The sequence below is a fragment of the Mycobacterium gordonae genome (assembly GCF_001417955.2).
Classification (GTDB): Bacteria; Actinomycetota; Actinomycetes; order Mycobacteriales; family Mycobacteriaceae; genus Mycobacterium; species Mycobacterium gordonae_B.
In genome coordinates this window covers 101,243-125,716 of the sequence record NZ_LKTM01000112.1, presented here as the reverse complement: position 1 = coordinate 125,716, position 24,474 = coordinate 101,243, and the positions used below count along the sequence as shown (strand labels likewise).

The 24,474-nt window shown below is 67.2% G+C and carries 15 protein-coding genes; 7 read left to right on the top strand and 8 right to left on the bottom strand.

Features of this window, described 5'->3' with window-relative positions:
• Nucleotides 1-382: 382 nt before the first annotated feature.
• Together AO501_RS11370 and AO501_RS11365 are read left to right on the top strand one after the other, a co-directional pair.
• Nucleotides 383-2,134 (top strand): DUF3556 domain-containing protein, encoded by a 1,752-nt coding sequence (locus tag AO501_RS11370; RefSeq protein ID WP_055577809.1) that lies wholly within the window; start codon nt 383-385, stop codon nt 2,132-2,134.
• A complete protein-coding gene (locus AO501_RS11365; protein ID WP_082658558.1) occupies nt 2,131-2,508 on the top strand; it encodes an SDR family NAD(P)-dependent oxidoreductase in 378 nt (125 codons plus the stop codon). The genes AO501_RS11370 and AO501_RS11365 overlap by 4 nt, the downstream gene beginning before the upstream one ends.
• 74 nt (nt 2,509-2,582) lie before the next feature.
• Here AO501_RS11365 and AO501_RS11360 read toward each other — a convergent pair whose 3' ends face one another.
• Entirely contained in the window at nt 2,583-2,810 is a 228-nt protein-coding gene (locus tag AO501_RS11360; RefSeq protein ID WP_055577808.1) for a DUF3618 domain-containing protein, read from the bottom strand.
• An 80-nt stretch (nt 2,811-2,890) separates the two neighbouring features.
• On the opposite strand from AO501_RS11360, the gene bcp reads away from it, so the two are divergent.
• Both bcp and AO501_RS11350 read left to right on the top strand, forming a co-directional pair.
• Nucleotides 2,891-3,364, top strand: coding sequence for a thioredoxin-dependent thiol peroxidase (gene bcp, locus AO501_RS11355; protein WP_055577807.1), 474 nt, complete (start codon nt 2,891-2,893; stop codon nt 3,362-3,364).
• A gap of 56 nt (nt 3,365-3,420) precedes the next feature.
• Nucleotides 3,421-3,792, top strand: a complete 372-nt coding sequence (locus AO501_RS11350; protein WP_055577806.1) for a nuclear transport factor 2 family protein — start codon at nt 3,421-3,423, stop codon at nt 3,790-3,792.
• Here the strand turns inward: AO501_RS11350 and AO501_RS11345 are convergent.
• The gene (locus tag AO501_RS11345; RefSeq protein WP_055577805.1) at nt 3,785-5,113 is read right to left on the bottom strand and encodes a dipeptidase; all 1,329 of its coding nucleotides are present in this window, start codon (nt 5,111-5,113) and stop codon (nt 3,785-3,787) included. The genes AO501_RS11350 and AO501_RS11345 overlap by 8 nt on opposite strands.
• A 42-nt stretch (nt 5,114-5,155) precedes the next feature.
• Nucleotides 5,156-6,625, bottom strand: a complete 1,470-nt coding sequence (locus tag AO501_RS40160; protein ID WP_055577804.1) for a PE family protein — start codon at nt 6,623-6,625, stop codon at nt 5,156-5,158.
• A gap of 453 nt (nt 6,626-7,078) precedes the next feature.
• On the opposite strand from AO501_RS40160, the gene macS reads away from it, so the two are divergent.
• From macS to AO501_RS11325, 3 genes are read left to right on the top strand one after another with little or no spacing between them, the layout of a single operon-like run.
• Nucleotides 7,079-8,209 carry a MacS family sensor histidine kinase gene (gene macS / locus AO501_RS11335; protein ID WP_055577920.1) on the top strand — a complete coding sequence of 377 codons (1,131 nt, stop codon included), beginning with the start codon at nt 7,079-7,081 and terminating at the stop codon, nt 8,207-8,209.
• Complete coding sequence (locus tag AO501_RS11330; RefSeq protein ID WP_055577803.1) at nt 8,202-8,858, top strand: response regulator; 657 nt, start codon at nt 8,202-8,204, stop codon at nt 8,856-8,858. Before macS ends, AO501_RS11330 begins: the two co-directional genes overlap by 8 nt.
• Before the next feature lie 59 nt (nt 8,859-8,917).
• Entirely contained in the window at nt 8,918-10,753 is a 1,836-nt protein-coding gene (locus AO501_RS11325; RefSeq protein WP_055577802.1) for a DUF2339 domain-containing protein, read from the top strand.
• Nucleotides 10,754-10,819: 66 nt separating this feature from the next.
• On the opposite strand, the gene AO501_RS11320 is transcribed toward AO501_RS11325, so the two are convergent.
• The 5 genes from AO501_RS11320 to AO501_RS11300 form a co-directional block, all read right to left on the bottom strand.
• Nucleotides 10,820-12,385 (bottom strand): cytochrome b, encoded by a 1,566-nt coding sequence (locus AO501_RS11320; protein WP_055577801.1) that lies wholly within the window; start codon nt 12,383-12,385, stop codon nt 10,820-10,822.
• Nucleotides 12,386-12,616: 231 nt separating this feature from the next.
• On the bottom strand, nt 12,617-13,009 hold the full coding sequence (locus AO501_RS11315) for a holo-ACP synthase (RefSeq protein WP_055577800.1): 393 nt from the start codon (nt 13,007-13,009) through the stop codon (nt 12,617-12,619).
• Between the two features lie 28 nt (nt 13,010-13,037).
• On the bottom strand, nt 13,038-22,259 hold the full coding sequence (locus tag AO501_RS11310) for a type I polyketide synthase (RefSeq protein ID WP_055577799.1): 9,222 nt from the start codon (nt 22,257-22,259) through the stop codon (nt 13,038-13,040).
• A gap of 536 nt (nt 22,260-22,795) precedes the next feature.
• Nucleotides 22,796-23,512 (bottom strand): DUF1906 domain-containing protein, encoded by a 717-nt coding sequence (locus tag AO501_RS11305; protein WP_055577798.1) that lies wholly within the window; start codon nt 23,510-23,512, stop codon nt 22,796-22,798.
• Between the two features lie 89 nt (nt 23,513-23,601).
• The gene (locus tag AO501_RS11300; protein WP_055577797.1) at nt 23,602-24,459 is read right to left on the bottom strand and encodes a MerR family transcriptional regulator; all 858 of its coding nucleotides are present in this window, start codon (nt 24,457-24,459) and stop codon (nt 23,602-23,604) included.
• Between the last annotated feature and the right edge of the window lie 15 nt (nt 24,460-24,474).

Here is a 24,474-nt window from a genome sequence, read left to right as displayed (position 1 = left end):
TTGTCCAAGCGGACCGGCGCGCCGGCGAGAGCGGCGCGATAGACAGCCACGCGGCGGTACCGTCGAGCGCGTGCTGGTCCGGTGGGACTGAATAGCACTGTCGCCCAACAATACTCACCATCCAAGACGGTGACGCCACGCGGTCGCTCCCCGGCGGAGCCCGGCGGCCCGGCGAGATGGGATCGCGCTGATCGCAACCGGCCCGCGGAACCGGCAGATTCTGTCCCGGTGAGTCGACGCAGGTCTGTTGCAGCACCCGCGTCGCAGGTAGTTTTTTCTCGGGCCCGACCCTCGCTCGCGAGCGTCCCCAAATTGCCGGCCACGGCGGCGTGTCGTTGGCAACGTGCGGGCGCTCGTGCGCACACAGTTCGAAGGAGCAGCAATGGGGTTCATCCAGCCGAACCTGCCCGTCGTGGAGACAGCCGAATGGAGCAAACTTCCGCGGGCCCGACGCGTGATCCCGATGATGCAGCACATCGCCGCCAACGGATTCGGCACTCCGCTGATCATGCACGTGATGTACGGCGTGAAGATCGGACTCTACATCCTGGGGGCCTGGGTATTCGCCTGGACCACAACGGGCATCGGCGGCTTCACCGACGTCGCCTCGTGGTGGACCGAGCCGATCGTCTTCCAGAAGGCCGTGCTCTACACGATGCTGTTCGAAGTCGTCGGCCTGGGCTGCTGCTTCGGGCCGTTGGCCGGGCGGTACTTCCCGCCCATCGGATCGGCCTTGTACTGGCTGCGCCCCGGGACCATCCGGCTGCCGCCGTGGCCCGGACGGGTACCGCTGACCAGGGGCACCAACAGGACCCCTTTCGAGGCTCTGCTCTACGCAGCCCTGCTGGTATTGCTCGTCACCGCGCTGGTCTCCGACGGCACCGGGCCGATTCCGGCGCTCGGCACAACGATCGGAGTGCTGCCCCGGTGGCAACCGGTGGCCATCCTCGCGGTCCTGGCCGTGGTCAGCCTGCGCGACAAGATCATCTTCCTGGCCGCCCGCGGCGAGGTGTATGCGCCCCTGACGGTGGCTTTCCTGTTCTCCGGGACCGACATCGTCGTCGGGGCCAAGGTCGTCTTCATGGTCATCTGGCTCGGAGCGGCCACGTCAAAGCTGAACAGGCACTTTCCCTTTGTGATCTCCACCATGCTGGCGAACAACCCGTTCATTCCGTCGGGATTCCTCAAGCGGTCACTGTTCAAGCGGTACCCGGATGATTTGCGGCCCAGTGCCTTGTCGGGATTCATTGCGCACTTCTCCACCGCAATCGAGGGTTTGGTGCCGCTGGTACTGCTCTTTTCACACGGCGGATGGCCCACGGCCATCGCCGCATTCGTGATGATCGTGTTCCACCTGAACATTCTGCTGGCCTTCCCGATGGGAGTTCCGCTGGAGTGGAACGTCTTCATGATGTTCGGGGTGCTGTGGCTGTTCGTCGCGCACGCGGGCATCGGCCTGTCCGACGCGCACCAGCCGGTATTGGTGGCACTGTTGTTCGCGGTGGTCGCCGGTACCGTCGTCGTCGGAAACCTGTTCCCCCGCAAGGTTTCCTTCCTCCCGGGCATGCGGTACTACGCCGGAAACTGGGACACCACGGTGTGGTGCGTCAAGCCGTCGGCCGACGAGAAGATCCGTATCGGCTCGCGCGCGCTCGGCCCGATGCAGCATCTGCAGCTCGAGCGGTTGTACAAGAGCAAAGAGGCCACGCTGGTTCCCATTCACCTCGCGTACGCATTCCGCGGGATGAACACGCACGGGCGCGCCCTGTTCACCCTCGCGCACCGGGCGCTGTCCGGATACGACGAGGACGACTACAACCTGTGTGAGGGCGAGGTGTTGTGCGCCATGGTGCTGGGCTGGAACTTCGGCGACGGGCATCTGCACAACGAGTGCCTGATAGAGGCGCTGCAGGAGCGGTGCGGATTCGAACCGGGCGAGGTGCGCGTGGTCATTCTGGACTCACAGCCTATTCAGACGCAGCGGCAGGAGTACCGGCTCGTCGACGCCGCGACGGGCGAGTTCGAGCGCGGTTATGTGGAGGTCGCCGATATGGCCGACGCACAGCCCTGGGACGACGACATCCCGATCCACGTCACCAGCCAGGCGCCGGGCAGGCAAGGCCTGCCCGCATGACGACCGCGCTGATCACCGGCGCCTCGACCGGCCTGGGTCGGGAGTTTGCCCGCCTCTTCGCGCGCGACGGTATCGATGTGGTGGTGGTGTCCAGCGAACGCAGCGCGGCGCAATTGGACGAGTTGGCCGGGGAATTGCGGGCACGCCACGGCGTCCGCGCCGACCCGATCACGATGGACCTGGCGGCGCCGGGTGCCGGAGCCGACCTGGTGGCCCGCGTCGACGACCTCGGCGTCGACGTCGAGTACCTGGTCAACAACGCCGGAGTGGGAATCCTCGGTCTGAAGATCCAGGAGTCCGATCCGGTTGCCGTCTCGAAGATGGTCCAGCTGAACGTGGTGACGCTGACCGACCTGACGACGCTGCGCAACTGAGGTGCGCCCATCGTGAAGCTGGCTTCACGTTCGGCGTCGGGGGTGAAGCTGGCTTCACGCTCGCGCAAGGAGGGTCAGCGCTTCCGGATCCGGTAGATCACCACTACGACGGCCGCCGCGCCGATCCCGGTCAGCGACACCGTCACGATGGGCTTGTTCAGGAACTCGATGACCTTGGCCTTGACGTCGTCGGCGAGGCGGCGAGGGTTGGCCCGCTCAGCAAGCGAGTCGACGGTTGCCGCCAGCTGCTCGCGGGCCTGGTCGATCTCCTGCTTGATGGTGTCGGGATCGCGGTCCGCCACGTGTCTGTCCTCCAAGTCAGGCTGATGCACTGAGGAACTACCCTAGTGCCGACGCTTCGGCGACAAGAAAGGGATGCACCTTGACCGAGACCACGCGGCTGGCGCCAGGCGACAAAGCGCCCGCCTTCAACCTGCCCGACGCCGACGGCAACACCGTGAAGCTCTCCGACTACAAGGGACGCCGGGTCGTCGTGTACTTCTACCCGGCCGCCTCAACACCCGGTTGCACCAAACAGGCCTGCGACTTCCGCGACAGCCTGGCCGAACTCAACGAGGCCGGCATCGACGTCGTCGGGATCTCCCCGGACAAGCCGGAGAAGCTGGCGAAGTTCCGTGACGCCGAGGGGCTGACGTTCCCGCTGCTGTCCGACCCGGAACGCAAGGTGCTGACCGCGTACGGCGCCTTCGGCGAGAAGCAGATGTACGGCAAGACGGTGACCGGGGTCATCCGCTCGACGTTCGTGGTGGACGAGAAGGGCAAGATCGCGGTCGCGCAGTACAACGTCAAGGCGACCGGGCACGTGGCCAAGTTGCGGCGGGATCTGTCGGTCTGACCCGGCGAGGCACCCGCGAGTGGAATGAAATCGGACTGTAGTCCGTTTAGCCCGGCATGACGACTGACGAGCGCGTGATCGAGCTTCTCCAACGAAATCTGACCGACGTGTTCGGCGAAGGCGACGCAGCCCGCCGGCGCGCCGCCGTCGACGAGTTGTACACCGACGATTGCGTGCTCTACGTTCCGGGCGATGTTCTCGTCGGACGTGACGCGGTGGACCGCTTCGCCGGGGACCTCCGCGCCAGTCACCCGGACTTCGTCTATACCCACCGCGGAGAGCCGCAGGCCCTGCACAACGGAGGAATTTTCGCCTGGGGGTCCGGACCGCAGGGCGAGCCGCCCGCCTACACCGGCCTCGACGTCGTCGTTGTGCGGGACGACAAGATCGCGACCCTCTACGTCTACCTCAACCCGAAGCTCACGTAGCGAGATTCGCCAGCAACAGCGCCTCGGTTATGGCCGCGCGTTCCAGCACGCCCAGATCCAGGCTTTCGTTGATGCTGTGTGCTTGCGTCGCTGGGTCTTCAACCCCGGTGACCAGGATCTTGGCTTGCGGGAACGCCTTGGCGAACTCGGCGATGAACGGGATTGACCCGCCCATGCCCATGTCGATCGCGTCCACGCCCCAGGCCTGCCGGAATGCCGCGCGTGCGGCGTCGTACACCGGCCCACTCGCGTCGATCTCGTACGGCTGACCTACGTCGCCGCGGACGACGCTGACCTGGGCACCCCACGGGGCGTGCTGCTTGAGGTGAGCTTCCACCGCGTCCAGGTGCTGCACCGCATCACCACCGGGAGCCACCCGAATGCTGACCTTCGCCCGCGCCCGCGGGATCAGGGTGTTCGACGCCGCGGCCACCGGCGTCGTGTCGATCCCGATCACCGTGATCGCCGGCTTGGCCCACAGCCGCTGCGGCACCGAGCCGCAGCCGATCTCGGTCACCCCGTCCAGCAGACCCGACTCCCGCCGGACCCGGTCCGGCGGATACTCGACATCGGCCGCCTTGCTCTCGTGCAGGCCCTGGACCGCGACGTTGCCGTCGTCGTCGTGCAGGCTGGCCAGCAGCCGTACCAGCACGCTCAGCGCGTCGGGCACCACGCCGCCCCACAGGCCGGAGTGCAGTCCGTGATCCAGGGTGGCGACCTCCACCACGCAATCGGCCATCCCCCGCAACGACACCGTCAACGCCGGAACCTCGGTGCTCCAATTGTCGGAGTCGGCGATGACGATCACGTCCGCGGCCAACTCGTCGCGATGCGCCGCCAGGAACTGGCCCAACGTCGGCGAACCCGATTCTTCCTCGCCCTCGACGAACACGGTCACGCCGACCGGCGGCCGCCCACCGTGCGCCCGGAAGGCCGCCAAATGTGTTGCAATGCCGGCCTTGTCGTCGGCGGTGCCCCTGCCGTACAGGCGCCCGTCACGCTCGGTCGGCGCGAAGGGCGGCGAGTGCCACTGGCGGCGGTCGCCCTCGGGTTGCACGTCGTGGTGGGCATACAGCAGCACGGTGGGCGCTCCCGCCGGCGCCGGGTAATGCGCGATGACGGCGGGAGCACCGCCCTCGCTGACGATCCGGACGTCGTCAAAACCTGCCTGCGACAACAGGTCCGAGACCAGTTGCGCGCTGCGACGCACCTCGTCGCGCCGATCTGGGTCGGCCCACACCGATTCGATCCGTACCAGATCCTCGAGATCGCGCCGTATCGAAGGCAACACCTCGCGCACCCGCTCAACCAGATCAGTCATGGGTTCGAGGCTAGCCAAGCCCAGCACGGCCCGCCCAAACGCCTAAAGCGCCGGCGGCAGGGCCCCGATGGCCTGCGCGAATTGTTCGGGCAGGTAGGTCAGCAGGCCGGGGATGATGCCGCCGAACTCGGCGCCACCGAGCGGGAACGGCACGCCCGGCGTGATGTCTGTGACGAGTTCGCCGCCCTGAAGCGGGGTCAGAATTCCGCCCAGCGGCAGGTACGTCGTCGAATTGAGAACCCCACCACCGCCCGGGAAACTGACCCCCGCATTCAGCGGCAGCATGGTCTGCCCGTTGAGGAAACCGTTGGCGACGGTTGCGGGCGCACCGAGGATTGCCGCCGCCGCCCCCGCGACATCGCCGGTCTGCACCGCCGCGGTCAACGAGGCCAGGCTCGATTGCACCGCATCGCCGGTGGTGAGCACCGGACCGATCGCATCGAGCGCCAGAACGACGGGCAACCCGACATGCAGAGGGATGGGAAGGCTGCTCACACCGAGATTTATCCACTGCGACGTGTCGGTGGCTGTGTCGATGAGGTTGGTGACGTTCTGGGAGATCATGGCCGGAATCGACCCGGTCGGCAGCAGGCTGGTGAAGTTCTGTGCCATCTGTCCGGGAATGGAAAAGATGGGTGTCAGATCGCCGAAGGCACCCGTCGCCGCGACGTTGACGAAGCCGGTGTCGAAGTCGAGTTCGCCGCTGAAGCCGGTCAGGAACAGGTTCACGAAGCCGGTCGAGACGTCGTCTACAGCGCCCTGAAAGTCGCCTGCCTGCAGGGCCTGGCCGGCAGCTTGAAAACTGGCCGGCAAGGCCTGCAAGCCGGTCATGAAGTCTTTGCCGGCAGCCTGGAGTGAGGTCGCAATCGTGTTGAAATAGCCGATCTGGTTGTTGACGACCCACTGCGCCAGAGCAGCGGGCTGAAAATTTGTTATGGCCTGTATGCCGTTCTGAATGGAGAGCGGCAAATTGGCTACTGCGACGGGAAGATTTTGCACCGCATCGGCCACCGCGGCTGCTGCCGTCTGCAGATAACCGCCCTGATTTTCGATTAACTGGCGGAGAAACGGCAGCGGATTCGCCGAGATGGCGGCACCCAGATTCTGCAGGTTGGCGGCGGTGTTCGCGAACAGCGCCTGATAGGGCGCCGCGACAGCACTGGCGAATGCCACCAGTCCCTGCATGGGCGACGTCGCCGCACCGGCCGCCGAGCTGGCGAGCAGCGCCGCAGCGTTCGCTTCGGCACTGGCGTACTGCGTCGCGCCAGAGCTCAGCAGACTCATAAAGTCGTTGTGGAACAACGCTACCCGCGTAGTCAGTGCCTGAAAGTCCCGGCCATGGGCACCGAACAACTGAGCGATCGCCGCCGAAACCTCGTCAGCCCCGGCAGGCAACACCGACGTCGTCGGGGCCGCCGCGGACGCGGTCGCCTCCCCCAGGGCCACTTGAATGCCGGCCAAGTCGTCGGCCGCCGCCTCAACCAGCTCCGGTACGGCGATCACAAATGACATCTACGTCTCCTTTGATTAGCTGAGGGAAGTGACCAGCGGTCGCTGCACGAAGATGAATTTAATATGAGATCGCGGGGCGTCAGTAACTCTCAGCTAATTGACAGCAAGCTGTACTTAAGCACCAAGAATAGTTTTCAGGCAGGAACTTCTTCCCTCAGAGAAACCACTGAGGGTCACGATTATGCACGAACTGAGCTCACAGTTCCGCGAGCGAGCGGAGTTAGCTGGGAACCACTCCCGCCGATCTGATCACCCGGTCAGCGCGCCGCCCCTGGGGTGACTCGCAGATCGAATCCTCGAGCGAAACCCCACTTAACCTACCGCTGAGTAACATTGGCAGGCTAACCGCTGTTCCATGCGTGCGCAATAGGCGTCGGCCGAAGCAACCCCATGACCAACGGCCCACCGAAGCAGATCGGTCAGGCCTCAGGCGCTGGCTATGCTGAGCCCGTAATGGCGACCACCGGCCCTGACCCGACGACACCGCTGTGGCGGGCGGCACAGCTGTTCCGGCTGCTGAGCTGCCTGTACGCGTTGGGTTTTCATGTCGCCGTCAGCTCTGATCTGCGCCATCCCGCGCTGGGCTGGGCCTTGTTCGCGGTGCTCATCGGCTGGAGCGCGGCCTGCGCCTTCGCCTACCTGCAAGGTTTCGGACGACGACCGGCCTGGGTGATCGCCGAACTCATCGTGGTGGTGGCGCTCATGCTGTCCACCGAGGTGGTCGCCTCCGGGCAGTGGGCGCACAACAATCAGACCTGGCCGACGACCCTGTGGGCCAGCAACGCCACGATCTCGGCGGCTCTGCAGTTCGGCCCCACCGGCGGCATGTTGACCGGCGTGGCGGTCACCGCCGCCAGCGAATTCGTCAAGGGCTATATCAACGTCAACCTGGGGCGTAACGCCACGATCATCGTCGAGTTGGCGGCCGGCCTCGCGGTGGGACTGGCGGCCAGCACGGCCCGCCGCGCGCATGACGAACTGCAGCGCGCCGCGCGCTTGTCGGCAGCGGTGGAGGAACGAGAGCGATTGTCGCGGCAGGTGCACGACGGTGTCATCCAGGTGCTGGCGCTGGTGGCCAAACGGGGCCACGAAATCGGTGGCGCCGCAGCCGAACTCGCTACCCTCGCCGGCGAACAGGAACGGGCGCTGCGTAGTTGGGTGACCTCTACCGAGATGGAAGCAGACACCGACGAGACCGTCGATGTTCGCGCCCTGCTCCGCCGCCGGGAAGGCGAGCGCGTCTCGATGAGCCTGCCGGGCACCGCTGTTCTGATGGACGGCGGTATCGCCACCGAATTGGACGCCGCGGTGGGCAACGCGTTGGACAACGTGCGCGCGCACGCCGGTCCTGAAGCGCGCGCCTTCGTGCTCCTGGAGGACCTGGGCGATTCGGTCACAGTGAGCATTCGGGATGACGGGGTGGGCATCGCCCCCGGTCGCCTGCAGGAAGCGGCCGGCCAGGGACATGTCGGAATTTCGAAGTCGATTGTGGGACGGTTGAAGTCGTTGGGCGGCAGCGCTGAACTGCACACCAGCCCGGGAAAGGGAACGGAATGGGAACTGAGCGTGCCCCGTCATGACTGAGGCGGCCGAACCTACGGTGATGGTCGTCGACGACCACCCCATCTGGCGCGACGCGGTGGCCCGCGATCTGGCCGACGACGGCTTCAACGTGGTCGCTACCGCCGACGGCGTCGCGTCCGCGCGGCGGCGGGCAGCGGTGGTGAAACCCGATGTGGTGGTGATGGACATGCGCCTGGCCGACGGTGACGGCGTTGAAGCGACGATGCAGGTGCTCGAGGTTTCGCCGTCCACCAAGGTGCTGGTGCTCTCGGCCTCCGATGAACGCGACGACGTGCTGGAAGCGGTCAAGGCCGGGGCGGCCGGTTATCTGGTCAAGAGCGCGTCCAAGGCCGAGCTGGCCGATGCGGTGCGGGCCACCGCGGGCGGGCGCGCCGTCTTCACGCCGAGTCTGGCCGGGCTGGTGCTCGGCGAGTACCGGCGTATCGCGACGAGCCCAAACACCGGCCCGGCCACCCCGAGTCTCACCGAACGGGAGACCGAGGTATTGCGATTTGTCGCAAAAGGGTTGTCCGCCAAACAGATCGCCGAGCGGCTCTCGTTGAGCCACCGGACCGTGGAAAACCACGTGCAGGCAACCTTCCGCAAGCTGCAGGTCGCCAACCGGGTCGAACTGACGCGCTACGCGATCGAGCACGGGCTCGACCAATAGCGCCATTCAGGTAGTCCTACTCATCCGGTCGCGCCGCGGTCCCGGCAGGGTGGGTCACCATGACCGAATCGCATCAGGCTGTGATCAGCCGGCTTTCGCACGAGTTCGATGCCCTGGCCCGGCAAATGTCCCGGGTCTCGGGTGAACTCACGCAGTTGGACAGATTGCTTGCCACAACCGAGGCCCGTCCCACGCCGCGGCCGGCGCCCGTCTTCGTACCGCCACCGCCCGTCGCCCCGCAGCCGCAGACACCTCAGCAGCAGGCCGCATCGTATTGGCAGAACTACTGGCAGTACTGGCAGCCGGCGGCCGTCGCGCCACCGGTGCCCCGACCTCAGCCCCGATCCACACCGAGGCCTGACGCGACCCCTCCCCCACAGCGCCCGGAAACAGTGTCCGAACAGGGCGAATCGAGCTGGATCGGCAAGCTGCTCGCCGTCGCCGGCGTCGCCGTGACGCTGATCGGTGTCGTGCTGTTGCTGGTGCTGGCCGCGCAGGCCGGTCTGCTTCGGCCGGAGATCCGGGTGGCCGGTGGCATGGCATTGGCGGGCGCACTGGTCGGTGCGGCAATCCGGTTGCTCGGCCGGCCCGGGGGCCGGACTGGTGCAATTGCGTTGGCGGCCACGGGTATTGCCACCGCCTACCTGGACGTCATTGCCGTCGTGACCATCTACAGGTGGGTTGCCGCGCCGCTCGGGCTGGTCCTGGCCGCCGTCGTGGGCGGCGCCGGGCTGGTGCTGGCCCGCCGCTGGGACTCCGAACACCTCGCCCTGCTGGTGTTGGTGCCGCTGATCGTGCTGGCTCCGGAGATCACCCACGGGGTGGACCTGTTGCTGATCAGCTTCATGCTCGCCCTGTCCGCCGCTGCGCTGCCGGTGCAGTTGGGCAAGGACTGGACGTGGATGCATGCTGCCCGGATCGCGGCGGCCACACTGCCGCTACTGGTCGCGTTACCGGCAGCCGGCCCGCATGACAATGCGTGGCTGCTGGGCGGCGCCTGCGCCGTGGCCGCGATCCTGGCGATCGCCACCGGTCTCGTGCTGCTGCCGGCCACCAGGAATCCCGGCACACTGGCGCTGCTGACCTCGGTCGGCACCGCCCCGGTACTGGCCAGTGCAATCTCGGTGGATCGTGTGCTGGCCGCCGTTCTGACCGCTGCTCTGGCGGTGGGTATCTTGGCTGCCGCGCTGATCGGCCGGCGCCCCCGCATCGTCACCCAGATCTGGCTGGTGTGGTCGGCGATCTCGGCGCTGGTCGCCCTCAGTGTCGCGTGCACCGGCTACGTCGAAGGCCCGGTGCTGTTGGCGCTGGCCATCGTCACCGCCATCGTGGGCCGCCGGGACACCGTTGCCCGCTGGATTGCGTTGGGATTCGGCGTCATCGGCTGCGGACTGTTCTACAGCTATGCGCCACTGCAGGCGTTGCTGCGGGCCACCGCGATACCGACCTCAGTGGCGGTGTCGACGTTGGCCGCCAGCCTGCTCGTCATCGCCTTCGCCGTGGTGATGACCCGGGCGTGGCTCGAGTCCGAGGCCGCCGGGTTGCTGGTGGCCTCGGCCGCAGCGCTGGTCGTGTACGCCGTCACGGCTTTCACGGTGACCGCCGGTGTCGTCATCGGTGGCACCGGCGGGGGATTCCTGGCCGGTCACATGGCTGCCACCATCTGCTGGATCGCCATGGCGGCAGGACTTTTCGTCCATGCGCTGCGCAGCGAGCGGGAGCGTCGCACCGAGTCGATCACCGCCGGTCTGGCACTGACCGCGGCGGCCACCGGGAAGCTGTTCCTGTTCGACCTCGCCACCCTGGACGGCATCTTCCGGGTCGCCGCGTTCATCATCGTGGGCCTGGTCTTGCTGAGCATGGGCGCCGGCTACGCCCGCAGTTTGGCTCGCTAACTCCCGCGAGCAGACGCAAAATCGCCTTGGAGCGCAAGCTCCAAGGCGATTTTGCGTCTGCTCGGCCTAGCTGTTTGCGTCACGCAATGCGGCCAAAGCACGCTGGTGGGCCCGCCGACCCGCCTCGCGCAACGCCGAGTCCTCGGTCACCGGATCCGCCAGCAACAGGCCGCCGCTGCCGGGTGAGCCGCCGGAGCCCAGCTTGTTCATTCGCTTCGGCAGCGGTGCGCCCTGATAGCTCAACGGAATTGGCCCGCCGAGCGGCTGGTGCAACTCAATGTAGGCGCCGTGCGGCAGCCGCCTGATGATGCCGGTCTCCACGCCGTGTTCCAGCACCGCGCGATCACTGCGCTGCAGGCCTACGGCCCACCGGTAGGCGATGAAATACACCAGCGGCGGCAGGATCACCATGCCGATGCGCCCGATCCACGTCGTCGCATTCAACGAGATGTGGAACGTGAAGGCGATGATGTCGTTCATCGCCGCCAGGGTGAGGACCAGGTAGAAGCTGACCGCCATGGCGCCGATTGCGGTGCGCACCGGCACATCCCGCGGGCGCTGCAACAGATTGTGGTGCGCGTAGTCACCGGTGAACCGCTTCTCCAGGAACGGATAGACGATCAGCAGCACGAAGACCAGCCCCATGAGCAGGGCCACCCAGACCGTCGCCGGCACCGTGTGGTGCCCGATGTACAGCTCCCAGGCCGGCAGCAGTCGCTGCAAGCCGTCCGGCCACATCATGTAGAAGTCCGGCTGCGAACCCGCCGCCACCTGAGATGGCTTGTAGGGTCCCAGGTTCCAGATCGGGTTGATCTGCAGCAGCCCGCCCATCAGGCCCAGCACACCGACGATGGACGCGAAGAAGGCACCGGACTTGACCGCGAACGTCGGCATCACCCGCACGCCGACCACGTTGTGCTCGGTACGGCCCGGACCCGCGAACTGGGTGTGCTTCTGAAACCACACCAGCGCCACGTGCACCCCGATGAGGGCCAGCAGCAGCCCTGGGATCAGCAGTACGTGCAGCGCGTACAGCCGCGGAATCAGGACCGTGCCGGGAAAGTCACCGCCGAACAGTCCCCAATGCAGCCAGGTGCCAATCACCGGCAATCCCAGCGTGATTGACGACAGCGCCGCGCGCAGACCGATGCCCGAGAGCAGGTCGTCCGGCAGCGAGTAGCCGAAGTAACCCTCGAACATCGTCAGGATCAGCAACAGCGACCCGATCACCCAGTTCGCCTCACGCGGGCGCCGGAACGCGCCGGTGAAGAACACCCGTGCCAGGTGCACCATGATCGACGCGGCGAACATCAGCGCCGCCCAGTGGTGCACCTGGCGGACGAACAACCCTCCGCGGACTTCGAAGGAGATGTTCAGCGCCGACTCGTAGGCCCGCGACATCTCCACGCCGCGCAGCGGCTGATAGACGCCGTGGTAGGTCACCTCCGCCATCGACGGGTCGAAAAACAACGTCAGGTACACGCCGGTGATCAGCAGCACGATGAAGCTGTACAGCGCGATCTCGCCGAGCAGGAATGACCAGTGCGTGGGGAACACCTTGTTGAGCTGACGGCGCAGCGTCGCCGACGGATGGAAGCGGGAGTCAATGGCATGGGCCGTCATGGCGATCATCCCCTCACCACCGGACCCGCGCCGTTGCGAGCCGGCTGTCGCGCGTATTACTACGTTCGGTAGTACCACAAAGAGTAGTACTTCGAGCTCCGCGTGTAAATGAATTCATTCATCTGCGTAGTGCGGCGTGGCGAAAAGAGTTGCGCGGCAGAAAAACCCACGCCGCCCGCGCGAGCAGACGCAAAATCGCGTTGGAGCGCAAGCTCCACGGCGATTTTGTGTCTGCTCGCCCTAAGAGGTCTCCAGAATCGCGACCGCGGCTGCCGTGTCGGCTTCGTGGGTCAGCGAGACATGGATCGTCACGTCGGCCAGGTGCTTGGCGATCTCACCGCTCAACCGGACCCGCGGGCGGCCCCACATGTCGGTGACCACCTCGATGTCGCGGTGGATGTCCTCCGGCAACACCGGTCGCTGGGCGAACCGGGACCCCGACCACGCCTTGATCACCGCCTCCTTGGCCGCCCAACGGGCCGCCAGGTGACGCGCCGCCGACGAACTCTTGTCCGAGGCGTCGCGGCGCTCACCCGGAGTGAAGGTCTCCGCGAACACCGTTCCCGGCTGGTCCACCTGTTCGGCGAAATCAGGTATGGAGACAAGGTCAATCCCGATTCCGACGATTCCCATGGGTGGCCAGGTTAACGGATCCGACGGGTCACCCGGCAGGGGCCTGGTAGGCCCCATAGATCTGGTCGTCACCCAACCGCGCGGCCGGGTTCAGCAGCATCGTCGCCTCCTGCCGCTTCTCCGGCGCGTCGTGGTCGAACCTACGGTCCGGCGGCCGCTGGTACATCGGCTCGCCGCCGGCGATCGCCGAGGCCAGCCGGCGCTGACCGGCCAGCAGCCGTGCGTCGGCCCGACGCTGGTAGTCCGCGCGCTGCCCAGGCTCCAGCGAGGCGATGAACGCCTGCGGGTGCACCAGCGCAACCAGACCCGACACGTGGCCAAACCCGAGACTGGTCAGCATTCCCGCCTTGAGCGGGAACTTCTCGCCGAGCCGCAGTGTGTCCCGAACCCAGACGAAGTGCGACGAACCGGCCAGCTCGTCGTCGACGCAGTCCAGGCTGCGGTTGGGCGGGATCACTCCGTCCCGCAGCATCTGGCACAGCCCCATCGTCTGGAAGACGGCGGCACCGCCCTTGGCGTGACCGGTCAGGCTCTTCTGCGACACCACGAACAGCGGTGCACCGGCTGAACGCCCCAGGGAGTCCGCGAGCCGCTCGTGCAGTTCCGTCTCGTTGGGGTCGTTGGCCAGCGTCGACGTGTCGTGCTTGGAGATCACCGCGATGTCGTCTGCGGTCACACCCAGCTTGCCCAGCGCGTGCGCCAGTGCCGAGTCCCTGCCACCGCGGCCAGCGCCCAGGGCGCCGAGGCCCGGTGCCGGGATCGAGGTGTGCACTCCGTCGCCGAAGGACTGCGCGAAGGCCACGACGGCCAGCACCGGCAGTCCCATGCGCAGGGCGAGGTCGCCGCGTGCCAGCAGGATGGTGCCGCCGCCCTGGGCTTCGACGAAGCCGAGCCGGCGCCGGTCGTTCGGCCGGGAGAACTTCGAGTCCTCGATGCCGCGGCCGCGCATCATCGACGTGTCGGCGGTGGCGGCCATGTCGCCGAAGCCGATGATGGCCTCCAGCGTCAGGTCGTCCAGGCCACCGGCCACCACCAACTCGGCCTTGCCGAGCCGGATCTTGTCCATGCCCTCCTCGACCGAGACCGCCGCCGTGGCACAGGCGGCAACCGGGTGGATCATCGACCCGTAGCTGCCGACGTAGGACTGAATCACATGCGCGGCAACAACATTCGGCAGCACTTCCTGCAGGATGTCGTTCGGCTTGTTCCGGCCGAGCAGGTTCCCGTGGTACATGGTCTGCATCGACGTCATGCCACCCATACCGGTGCCCTGGGTGCTGGCCACCAGGCTCGGATGCACGTAGCGCATCACCTCGGCCGGGCTGAACCCGGCGGACAGGAAGGCGTCGACGGTGGTCACGATGTTCCACAGCGCCACCCGGTCGATCGAGGTGGCCATGTCCGGGCTGATCCCCCACACCGTCGGGTCGAACCCGGTCGGGATCTGCGCGCCCACCACTCGCGACAGCTTGGTCTTGCGTGGCACCCGCACTTCGGTGCCGGCCTTGCGGGTGACCTGCCAGTCACCGGAGTCGGGCACCGGGCGCACCACGGTGTGCTCGGGGTCGAACTCGGCGAAGGATCGAGCCTCGGCTTCCGAGGACACCACGAAGGTGAAGTCCTTGTCGAGGAACACCGAAACCAGCAGCGGCGAGGCGTGATCGGGGTCGATCGCACCGTCGTCGACGAATTCGCGGATGCCGCAACGTTCCACGACGGTGTCGTGATACCGCTCGACCAGTTCGGACTCGTCGACCAGATCGCCGGATTGGGTGTCGTACCAACCCGGTTGGGGGTCGTCTTCCCAACGGATCAGGCCAGTGGTCCAGGCCAGTTCGAGGACGCCGGCGGCCGACAGCTCATTCTCGACCTCCATCTCGAAGCGGGTGCGCGACGAACCGTACGGCCCGAGTTCGGCGCCGCCGACGATCACCACCAGGTCGGCGGGGTCGACGTCGAGGTCCGCCCACTCCGGGGGCGGTGCCGGGGTGTAGCCGCGCGGCGGTGACGGCAGCGCTGAGATGGTGCCCTCGGCCGCGTCATCCTCCGCGCCCGCGGCCTCCGAGGTCATCTCCTCGCGCGCCTTGGCCGCCAGTTCGGCCATGTCCAGTTTCGCCTCGGCCAGGCCGCCGGTCAGGTCCGCCTTGATCGGCGAACTGGCCGCGGCGACTTTGGATTCCACGTCGCACAGCCCCAGCAGCAACCCCGCCATCTCATCGGTCGAGTAGGTGGTGACGCCGGCCTCTTCGACGGCGGTGACGATGGCGTCATTGTGGCCCATCAGCCCGGTGCCGCGGGTCCAGCCGATCAGCGCGTGCGCAAGACTGACCCGTTCCGCCCAGGAGGTCTCGGCGTGCCAGCGGCTCACCACGGCGTCCAGCGCCGACTTGGCCTCGCCGTAGGCGCCGTCCCCACCGAACATTCCACGGTTGGGCGAGCCCGGCAGCACCACGTGCAACCGCGAGGCGATGTCTCGCTCGGCGCCGATCTTCGACAGCCCGCTGATGAGCCGTTGCACGGCCCACAGCAACACCTTCATCTCCATCTCGGCGCGCGCACCGACCTCGGACAGGTCCCCGACGACACGCGGTGCCGCGAACGGGAACAGCAGCGTCGGAGTCTGCGCGTCCTTGATGTGAATCGACTGCGGCCCAAGGCTTTCGCTCTGCTCGTTGCCGATCCACTCGACGAGCGCATCGATGTCGGAGTAGGACGCCATGTTGGCCGGCACCACCCACAGCGCCGCACCGTAGCGGGCGTGGTCGCGGTAGAGCGTGCGGTAGAACGCCAGTCGCTCGTCGTTGAGCTTGGAGGTCGTCGCGATCACGGTGGCGCCGCCGTCGAGCAGGCGTGCCGCCACCGCAGCGGCGATGGAACCCTTGGAAGCGCCTGTCACAACTGCGATTTCGTTGTTGTATGGCCCGGGGTCCGGGTTCTCGGCACCGGCGGCGATGCGGCCGTACAGCGAGGCGTGGATCTGTTTGCCCGCAGCCAGCGACTTGCCCTGCCACCAGGTGGCCTGGGTGGCGACCACGTGCCCGGCGCCCTCGAAGCGTTCGGACAGCCGCAACCAGTCGGCGTCGATGTCGCCCTCGTCGGTGAGCCACAGCTTGACCAGGTCTTCGCGGGCACTGGCCCAGCGGTCGTCGAAGACCACGGCCTTCTTGCCGTCGAACGTCGGCGCCACCAAACGTGGCCAGTCCGCGCCCAATTCGGCCGTCACCAGGTCGATGAGCTCCGCATCGGTGGCGGTCGGCGACGCGGACACCGGGTCGTCGAGACCCAGCTGACCCAGCACCAGCCGGGCCGCCGAAGCCAGCACGCCGTCGCGGCCGGTGATCTGGTCGGTGAACTCGCTCAGCGCGGCCGCGTCGACGGTCGCGCCGCCGCCTCCACCCGCGGACGGGAGTGACACGGCGATACCGAGCCGCGCGCCGACCGCACCCACCGCGGCGTCGATGACTTTGTCGACGGCCGCGGCGTCAGCCAGGGCGCCTTCATGTAGGTGACCCATGGCACCGCCGCGAACGCTGGTGCCTTCCCGGGTGCCCAGCGCCACCTCGACGGTGACGTGCTTGGCCCACCCCTCGCCCAGCTCCCAGGTTTTCGTCACGCGTTCGGCGATCGCCGCCGGCCGCTTGCCCGAGGGCCCGAGCACCGTACGCAGCTGGTCGTTGATCGCATCGGAAAGCACTGGGCCAAAGGGCTTGTACGTGCGGGCCAGCTTGGTGACCTGCGCCCGCAGACCGGCCAGATCGGCCTCCGCGGCACCGTCGATGGCACCCAGGTTCAGCTCGGAGCCGAGGTCCACCAGCAGCTGGTTACGCCGCGACGACGCGCCGTCGGTGATGGACTCGATGGAGTCCAGCGGCTCGATCTGGTCCAGGCGCATCTTGGCGGAGATGGCGATCAACGCCAAAGTGGCGTCCGCGGCATCGAACGGAATGTCATCGGGGCGGGGGCCGCCCGACGGTGCGGCTGGCGCCGGCGCTGAGGCGGCCGGCGCGGCCTCGGACGCAGGAACGTCGGCGGAAGCCTCTTCCACCACCTCGTCTTCCGGCTCGGGGTCGGTGTCGGTGGCGAACAGCACCGCGGCGTCGCGCTCGGCGTTCAGCACTTCGATTGTGCTGTGCGCATATTCGGGCAGCTTGAGGGTGTTGGTTGCCAGACCCGCGACGGTCGGCGCGGTCTTCACACCGATCTCGACGAACCGCTCCACGCCCAGGCCGCCGGCGGCCTCTTCGATGAAAAGCAGGTCCTGCGTCTCGATCCAGCGCACCGGGCTGGCGAACTGCCAGGCCAGTAGCTCGATCAGGACCTTGCGGGCAAGGTCGCGCGGGCGCTCGTTACGCCAGGTGTCATAGTCGGCGAGGATCTCGTCGAGCGGTTCAGCGGGCACCAGGTCCCGGATCTCCTGAATGAAGTCGCGGTCCAGGGTGAACGGCCGCGGCACCAGGTTGGGGATGTAACGCCCGATGATCACGTCGGGGTCCTTGTCCCGCGGCATCAGGCGCTCCAGCGAGCGCCGGAACTCGGCCACCCCGACCCGCAGCACCCGCGAGTGGAAGGGCACGTCGATACCCGGCACCAGGATGAATGAGCGCTTGCCGCCGGTGATTTCGCGGCGCCGCTCGACCTCGGCCTCCAGCGCCTCCAGACCGCGCACGGTGCCGGCGATCGCGTACTGCGAGCCACGCAGGTTGAAGTTGACGATTTCCAGGAATTCCCCGGTGCGCTCGGCGATTCCGGCGACGAAGTCGGTCACCTCGTCATCGGGCAGGTCGATCTGGGAGGGCCGGATGGCCGCCAAGCGGTAGTTGGAACGTCCCAGCTCGTCGCGCGGCACGATGTCGTGCATCTTGGAGCCGCGGTGGAACACGGCTTCCAGCAACGCATCCAGTTCGAACACGCCACTGACGCAGGCCAGCGCGGTGTACTCGCCGACCGAGTGCCCGCAGGTGATCGCGGTTTCCACGAAGGCGCCCTGCTCGCGCATCTCGGCGACCTGTGCGGCCGCGACCGTCGCCATCGCGACCTGAGTGAACTGCGTCAAGAACAGCACGCCGTCCGGGTGGTGGTAGTGCACACCGCTGGCGATGATGCTGGTCGGGTTGTCCCGGACCACGTGCAGCACGGAGAAGCCGAGGGTGTCGCGGGTGAAGCGGTCGGCCTCGTCCCACACTTTGCGGGCCGCCTTGGAACGGGCCCGGACGTCCATGCCCATACCCTTGTGCTGAATCCCCTGCCCGGGGAACGCGTAGACCGTCTTCGGCGAGGCCAACCGGGCGGTCGCCGACATCACCAGATCCGATCCGATGCGGGCGGCAACCTCCAGAACCTCTGCGCCCTGGTCGATTCCAACCCTGTCTACCCGGAATTCCACCTCGTCGCCGGGGCGCACCATGCCGAGGAACCTGGCGGTCCAGCCGATCAGCCGGGCCGGCGGCCGGGCCTGCCCGTCGGTAGCGGTCACGGCGTGCTGTGCCGCGGCGGACAGCCACATGCCATGCACGATCGGCGATTCCAGACCGGCCAGCAGCGCGGCCGCCTTGTCGGTGTGGATGGGGTTGTGGTCCCCGGACACCTCGGCGAACGGACGCATGTCGACCGGGGCACCGAGAGTGACGTCGCGGCGGCGCCGACGTGGGGTGTCGGTGGCATTCTCGGAGACCGCGCCGCCGGCCCGGGCCGGGTCGGTCAGCTCGGCCGTGCCCGTGCGGCCCAAGATCGCGAACCGCTCCTCGAGGGTCGCGACAGCGCCACCGTCGCTCGCGGTAACCGTGACGGTGACCGGCACGACGCGGCCCATGTCGGTGTCAGTCGCGTCGGAAGCGGTTGCGGCGATGGTCAATTGGGCCGGTTCCTTCGGCAGCTGACCGGCCAGCCGCACGGCGTGGTCCAAGTGCACCAGGCTCAGCAGGCCCTCCACCACCGGGACGCCGGCGTCCGTCACCGCCGCCCCGATGGCCGCGAAAACCGCGGGCCAGCAATGTCCGACGAGCGCGTCGGGCACGGTGGTCAGGCTCGGCGCCAGCGGCTCACCGAAAGTGGCGGTGACACCGGTGTGGTCGGCGACCCGCTCGGGGTCCCAGTCCACGGTCAGCGTTGCGGTACCGTCGACCACCTCGGGCAGCGACTCCGGGCCGTCGACTCCGGCGGCGATCGCCAGCACGGAACGCATGGCGGCGGTGGCATTTTCAGTGGACACCACCGGAATGCCGCCGTCGACGGTGTTGGCGGGCAAGGTGAATTGGATGTCGATCCAGGTGCCCGACACCGGCACGCTCAGGGTGACGCCGTCGGCCGTCACCTGCAGTCGCGATCCGGTGGACGTGTGTGTCGCGGTGCGGTTTTCGTGCACCTGCCAGTCGCCGGGCTCGGCGATCCGGTGCACCGGGTTGATCGTGGTGCGGCCCGCCCACAGCACGTCGGGCGCGTCGAGTACCACGGCCAGCGGTCCCCGGATGTCGGCGCGGCCGAGCCTGCGCGCGGTGACATCCTGCGGCTCGGCGCCGCTACCCAACACCTCGTCGATGGCGGCCTGCTCGAAGCGGTCCAGCAGCTCACCGACCGGCTCGTCCAGTCGGGTGATGCCGGCGACGGCGGCGGGTCCGGGGATGATGCACACCTGATCGGCGTCGTAGCGGGCGTCGTGAGCCTGCCACAACGAGTCACTGCGCCACCAGCGCCGGACGTCCTTGTCGATGACCGGCACGAAGTTCACCGGCTTGCCCAGGGTCTTGCACAGCGAGATGAAGAACGGCACATCTGCCGGATGCAGCTGTACGGTTTCGGCGTCCGGGTAGTGCGCGATCAGCGTGGCGACAGCGCGTTCCGGGTCCTCCAGCAGCGCCGGGTCGGCGAACTGGGTTTCGATGGGACCGAAATCCTGTGCGTGCAAACGCGCTTCGGCCCGCTTGAGCATCTCCGCGAAGCGGTCGCGCCAGGTGTCGGCCAACCACGGGCTGCCGGGTGCCGCGGTGTCTGCGGTCGAATCGCCTTCTCCGATAGCCAGTTCAACGTAACGCCGCAGCCACTGCAGATAGGTCATGTCGGCGACGTCGCCGAAGTAAGGCTTGGCGGTCTTGGCCATCGCGGCGATGATCTCGTCGCGACGCTCCGCGACGGCATCCGCGTCGCCGGCCACCTCGTCGAGCAGCTGGCCGCAGCGCGAGGCGCTGTTGTCGATCTCGTGGATGTCGGCGCCGAGTTGACTACGGCTGGAAGCCATGCCGCCCTGAGCTTTTCCGGCACTGATCCACTGGTCGGTGCCACCGGTCTCCACCAGCATCTGCTTGACCGACGGCGACGTGGTGGCCTCCAGTGTGGCCATCGCGGCGGTGCCGACCAGGATGCCGTCGATCGGCATCAGCGGGAAGCCGTAGTCCTGCGCCCAGCGCCCGGACAGGTAGTCCGCGGCTCGTTCCGGCGTGCCGATGCCGCCGCCGACACAGACGGTGATGTTGGCGCGCGAACGCAGCTCCGAGTAGGTCGCCAGCAGCAGGTCGTCGAGGTCCTCCCAGGAGTGGTGGCCGCCGGCGCGGCCGCCTTCGACGTGCATGATCACCGGCCGGGTGGGCACCTCGGTGGCGATGCGGATCACCGAGCGGATCTGCTCGATGGTTCCGGGCTTGAAAACGACGTGGCTGATGCCGATGTCGTTGAGCTCCTCGATCAGCTCGACGGCTTCTTCGAGGTCGGGGATGCCGGCGCTGACCACGACGCCGTCGATCGCGGCGCCGGACTGGCGGGCCTTCTGCACCAGCCGCTTGCCGCCCAACTGCAACTTCCACAGGTACGGGTCCAGGAACAGCGCATTGAACTGGTAGGTGCGGCCGGGCTCGAGCAGACCGGACAGCTCCGCGACGCGGGCCGCGAAGATCTCCTCGGTGACCTGACCGCCGCCGGCCAGCTCAGCCCAGTGGCCGGCGTTGGCCGCCGCGGCGACGATCTTGGCGTCGACGGTGGTCGGGGTCATGCCGGCCAGCAGGATGGGCGACCGGCCGGTCAGCCGGGTGAACTTGGTCGACAGCTTGACCCTGCCGTCGGGCAGGCGCACGACGGTCGGCGCATAACTCGACCAGGCGCGGGCCACCTCCGGGGTGGCGCCGACGGTGAACAGGTTGCGCTGGCCGCCGCGGGTGGCCGCAGGCACGATGCCGATGCCCAGACCACGGATCACCGGGGCCGTCAGCCGGGTCAGGATGTCTCCGGGCCCCAGGTCGAGAATCCAGCGAGCTCCGGCGTCATTCACCTTGGCGATCTCATCGACCCAGTCGACCTTGCGGACCAGGATGGCGTTAGCCAGGTGGCAGGCCAGCTCGACATCGAGGCCGACCTTTTCGGCCCAGCGGCCGACGATGTCGATGCCGTCGGACAACCGGGGCGTGTGGAAGCCCACCTCGACCTTGACCGGATCGAAGACCGGCGCGAAGACGTCGCCCCCGCGCACCTTGTTCTTGCGGTCTGCTTCTTCTTTCTCCGAGATCTGCTGGCAGTAGAGCTCGAAGCGCGACAGCTGCTCGGGGGTCCCGGTGATGACGACCGAACGGCGACCGTTGCGGATCGAGAGCACCGGCGGAAGTACCGTGCGCACGTCCTGGGCGAACTCGTCGAGTAGCTGGCTGATCCGTTGCGGGTCTGCGTTGGTGACCGACACCATCGGCGGGCGATCGCCGAGCACCGAGATACCGCGGCGGCGCGCCACCAGAGTTCCGGCCGCGCCGATCAGCTGGCCCATGGCCAGTAACTCGACGTCGCGGGCACCGCCTGCCTTGAGTGCCTCGACCGCCAGCACGCCCGCCGAGTGACCGGCCAGCGCAACCGGCGGAGTTTCGGCGAGGTCCATCCCCTGACGGGCAAGTGCCCGGATGGCAGCGATCTGGGTCAGCAGCACGCCCGGGATGGAGACCGCCGCCGAGGTCAGGTGCTTTTCCGAGGGAACCGTGTCTTCGGCCGCCAGCGCACGGACCCACTGCAGCGGCTCGAAGCCGATCGGACGCACCACGACCAGCTCTTTAGCCACCGGTTCCAGCAACAGCTGCACCTCGCCGACCAACTCGGACAGTTCCGGTTCGATGCCGGCACCGGAGACCAGCTCCTCGAGCGTCTCCAACCAGGCGCTGCCCTGGCCACCGAATGCGACCGCGTAGGGCTCGCCGGCCGCCAGCCGATCAACCAGAGCATGGGCGTTGTGCGGTCCACTGCCGTCGCGGTCTGCTGACACCCTGTCGTGCTCGTGGATCGTCACCTTTTAATCTCCTGTATGCGTCTGTGTCGCGCGTCTGCGTGAGCCACGTGTCGGGTCGTTCGGGCCGGCCCCTGCCAGAAGGCCCCGTCACAATCCGGGCGATTCCACACCGAATCGCAGCCGATAGTCGTCTGACCGGTGCTTCGTCGGCGCCCGATCCCTCCGTGACGAGGCGCCATCTACCTGCATCGGACCCCATAAGAGTGTCATAAGGGTCTGTACGTTTTCTTGACGTCGGAAGGTTACTGACGAGTTCTACGCACGGGTAACCGTGTCACGGGTAACACCGGCTCAAACAACTGGCACGAGCGTCTCGAACAAACGTCCTGCATGTAGGTGGTTACGGTCGAGTAGCTATAACGGCGCTGTTCAAAGCAGCATTGTTACCAAATCGTTATCCGAAAAAATTCTGTTGTGTCGGCCGCCCTTGGTGTGGCATGCCGCGGCCGCGCGGATTCATCGATGTAGCCGACGGCGCGGACTGAGCGAACGAGTGTTTGCTGGAATGTTTGTCAGAGTCTTAGGAACTCCGCGCGTCAGGCCCACTGCCCGAATTGGGGCTTGAGAATTTCGTTGACGTCCACCCCGATGCCACCCACCGTGCGTTTGTCGATCTCCACCTGGTGCAGATGGGCCGCGGGGTGGGTGTAGCCGCTCGGCGAGCCCCAGTTGTGCTGCCAGAAATAGGCGCCGAGCCCGTCGTGCACCGCCCAGTCGATGGTCTTGGAGTTGGCGTATACGCCCGTGCGCTCGTGCCCGATCACCGACTCCCACGATCGCAGATACGGCACGATCTGGTTCTTGTACTGCTCCAGCGACGGGTTGTCGTCGATCGACGCGTAGATCGGGGCACCGGCGGGCCCTCCGGCCGCGCCATGCAGTTCCGCGCCACGCTTGGCGTGCTGCAACCCGGCCGCGGCACCGCCGAGCCAGTCTGAGGTGCTGCCCTTACCGAACTGATAGCACGACACAATTTTCAGGCCGCTTCCGTGCAGGTCGCGGGCCTCAGCGAGTTGCATCGGCTTGCCCAGCATCCAGTTGCCGCCGGGCCGGCGGTCCGAGACGTACCGGATCGCCCCGACCGCGCCCGCCGCCCTGATCTGGCTGGCCGGGATGACGCCAGCCGCGTAGTCCAGCAAGGTCCCGAGGGACGCCGACGCCGGGGCGGCACTCAGCGACGCCGCCACACCGAGGCCCAGCAGCCCCGGCATCGCGGCCGCGAGTTTGAGCACGTCACGTCGGGAGACTGACACATGCGACAGGGTACGCAACAACCCCAGCAGACTCAGGGATCTCAGCAGTCACAGATGGGTCACTTTTGGCCCCGCTGCGGGGCCGCAAGTCAAGGAAGCACGATGACACTCACAGCCTGCAGACCGCGCTCGGCAGTTTGGACCGCCATCTCGTCGATGAAATGGGCCGCAGCCCCATTGATCGTCGCGGCCCAGGCCCGAAAGCCCTGCACGATCACCGGATCGTGCGCCAGTAGCGGGTGCACGCACCGCAGCGCTTCGGCCACGTCGGACGGCAGCGGGTCGGCCACCTGCTCCTCGATCCACTTGACCGCGAGTTGGGTTGCCGCACTGCGGTCTTCATCCAGAGCGACCACTTCGGTGGCAAGCTTGCGCAGCCGGTCGAACAGCACCTCGCGACCCGGGGTCACCGCGAGCTGTGCCAATAAGGTGCTGGCCGGTGCGGGCAGCACCATCTGCCCGAACAGCGGCGGAACCGGTAACTCCCATTCTTCGAACAGTTCGGCGTACATGGCCGCGACCGGGGCGGCCAGCGGGGTGCTCAGGCGTCCGATGACACCGATGCTGTCGCGGTGCGTTGTCGCCAGCCTGCGCAAGATCTTCTCGTCGACATCGGCGCCCGGATGCTCTGTTGCCGCGTCGATTGCCGAGATGAGTTGGTCGAGCCGTTCGCGCTGGCGCACCAGCAACGCCCGGTGCTCGTCGAGAAGATCTGCCAGCGTGGTCTGTCCGCCGTGAACCAACCGCTGAATGTCATCGATGCTGACGCCGAGACTTCTCATCAGATCGATCCGCAACAGATCGAGGACCTGCTCCACGCCGAAGACCCGATATCCGTTGCTGAGATGCTCGGCGCGCAATAACCCGATTTTCTCGTAGTGGCGGATGCGGCCTGAGGCGATCCCGGTCAAAGCCGCAACGTCGCCGATCAGCAACTGCCCAGCCACTCCTTGACCTTACAA

What these genes read in the sequence shown, in the direction of transcription:
- AO501_RS11325 (WP_055577802.1), top strand. Translation starts at nt 8,918, where the DNA reads ATGACCGAATCGCATCAGGCTGTGATCAGCCGGCTTTCGCACGAGTTC.
- AO501_RS11350 (WP_055577806.1), top strand. Translation starts at nt 3,421, where the DNA reads ATGACGACTGACGAGCGCGTGATCGAGCTTCTCCAACGAAATCTGACC.
- AO501_RS11370 (WP_055577809.1), top strand. Translation starts at nt 383, where the DNA reads ATGGGGTTCATCCAGCCGAACCTGCCCGTCGTGGAGACAGCCGAATGG.
- macS (WP_055577920.1), top strand. Translation starts at nt 7,079, where the DNA reads ATGGCGACCACCGGCCCTGACCCGACGACACCGCTGTGGCGGGCGGCA.
- AO501_RS11365 (WP_082658558.1), top strand. Translation starts at nt 2,131, where the DNA reads ATGACGACCGCGCTGATCACCGGCGCCTCGACCGGCCTGGGTCGGGAG.
- AO501_RS11320 (WP_055577801.1), bottom strand. Translation starts at nt 12,385, where the DNA reads ATGATCGCCATGACGGCCCATGCCATTGACTCCCGCTTCCATCCGTCG.
- AO501_RS11330 (WP_055577803.1), top strand. Translation starts at nt 8,202, where the DNA reads ATGACTGAGGCGGCCGAACCTACGGTGATGGTCGTCGACGACCACCCC.
- AO501_RS11315 (WP_055577800.1), bottom strand. Translation starts at nt 13,009, where the DNA reads ATGGGAATCGTCGGAATCGGGATTGACCTTGTCTCCATACCTGATTTC.
- AO501_RS11345 (WP_055577805.1), bottom strand. Translation starts at nt 5,113, where the DNA reads ATGACTGATCTGGTTGAGCGGGTGCGCGAGGTGTTGCCTTCGATACGG.
- AO501_RS40160 (WP_055577804.1), bottom strand. Translation starts at nt 6,625, where the DNA reads ATGTCATTTGTGATCGCCGTACCGGAGCTGGTTGAGGCGGCGGCCGAC.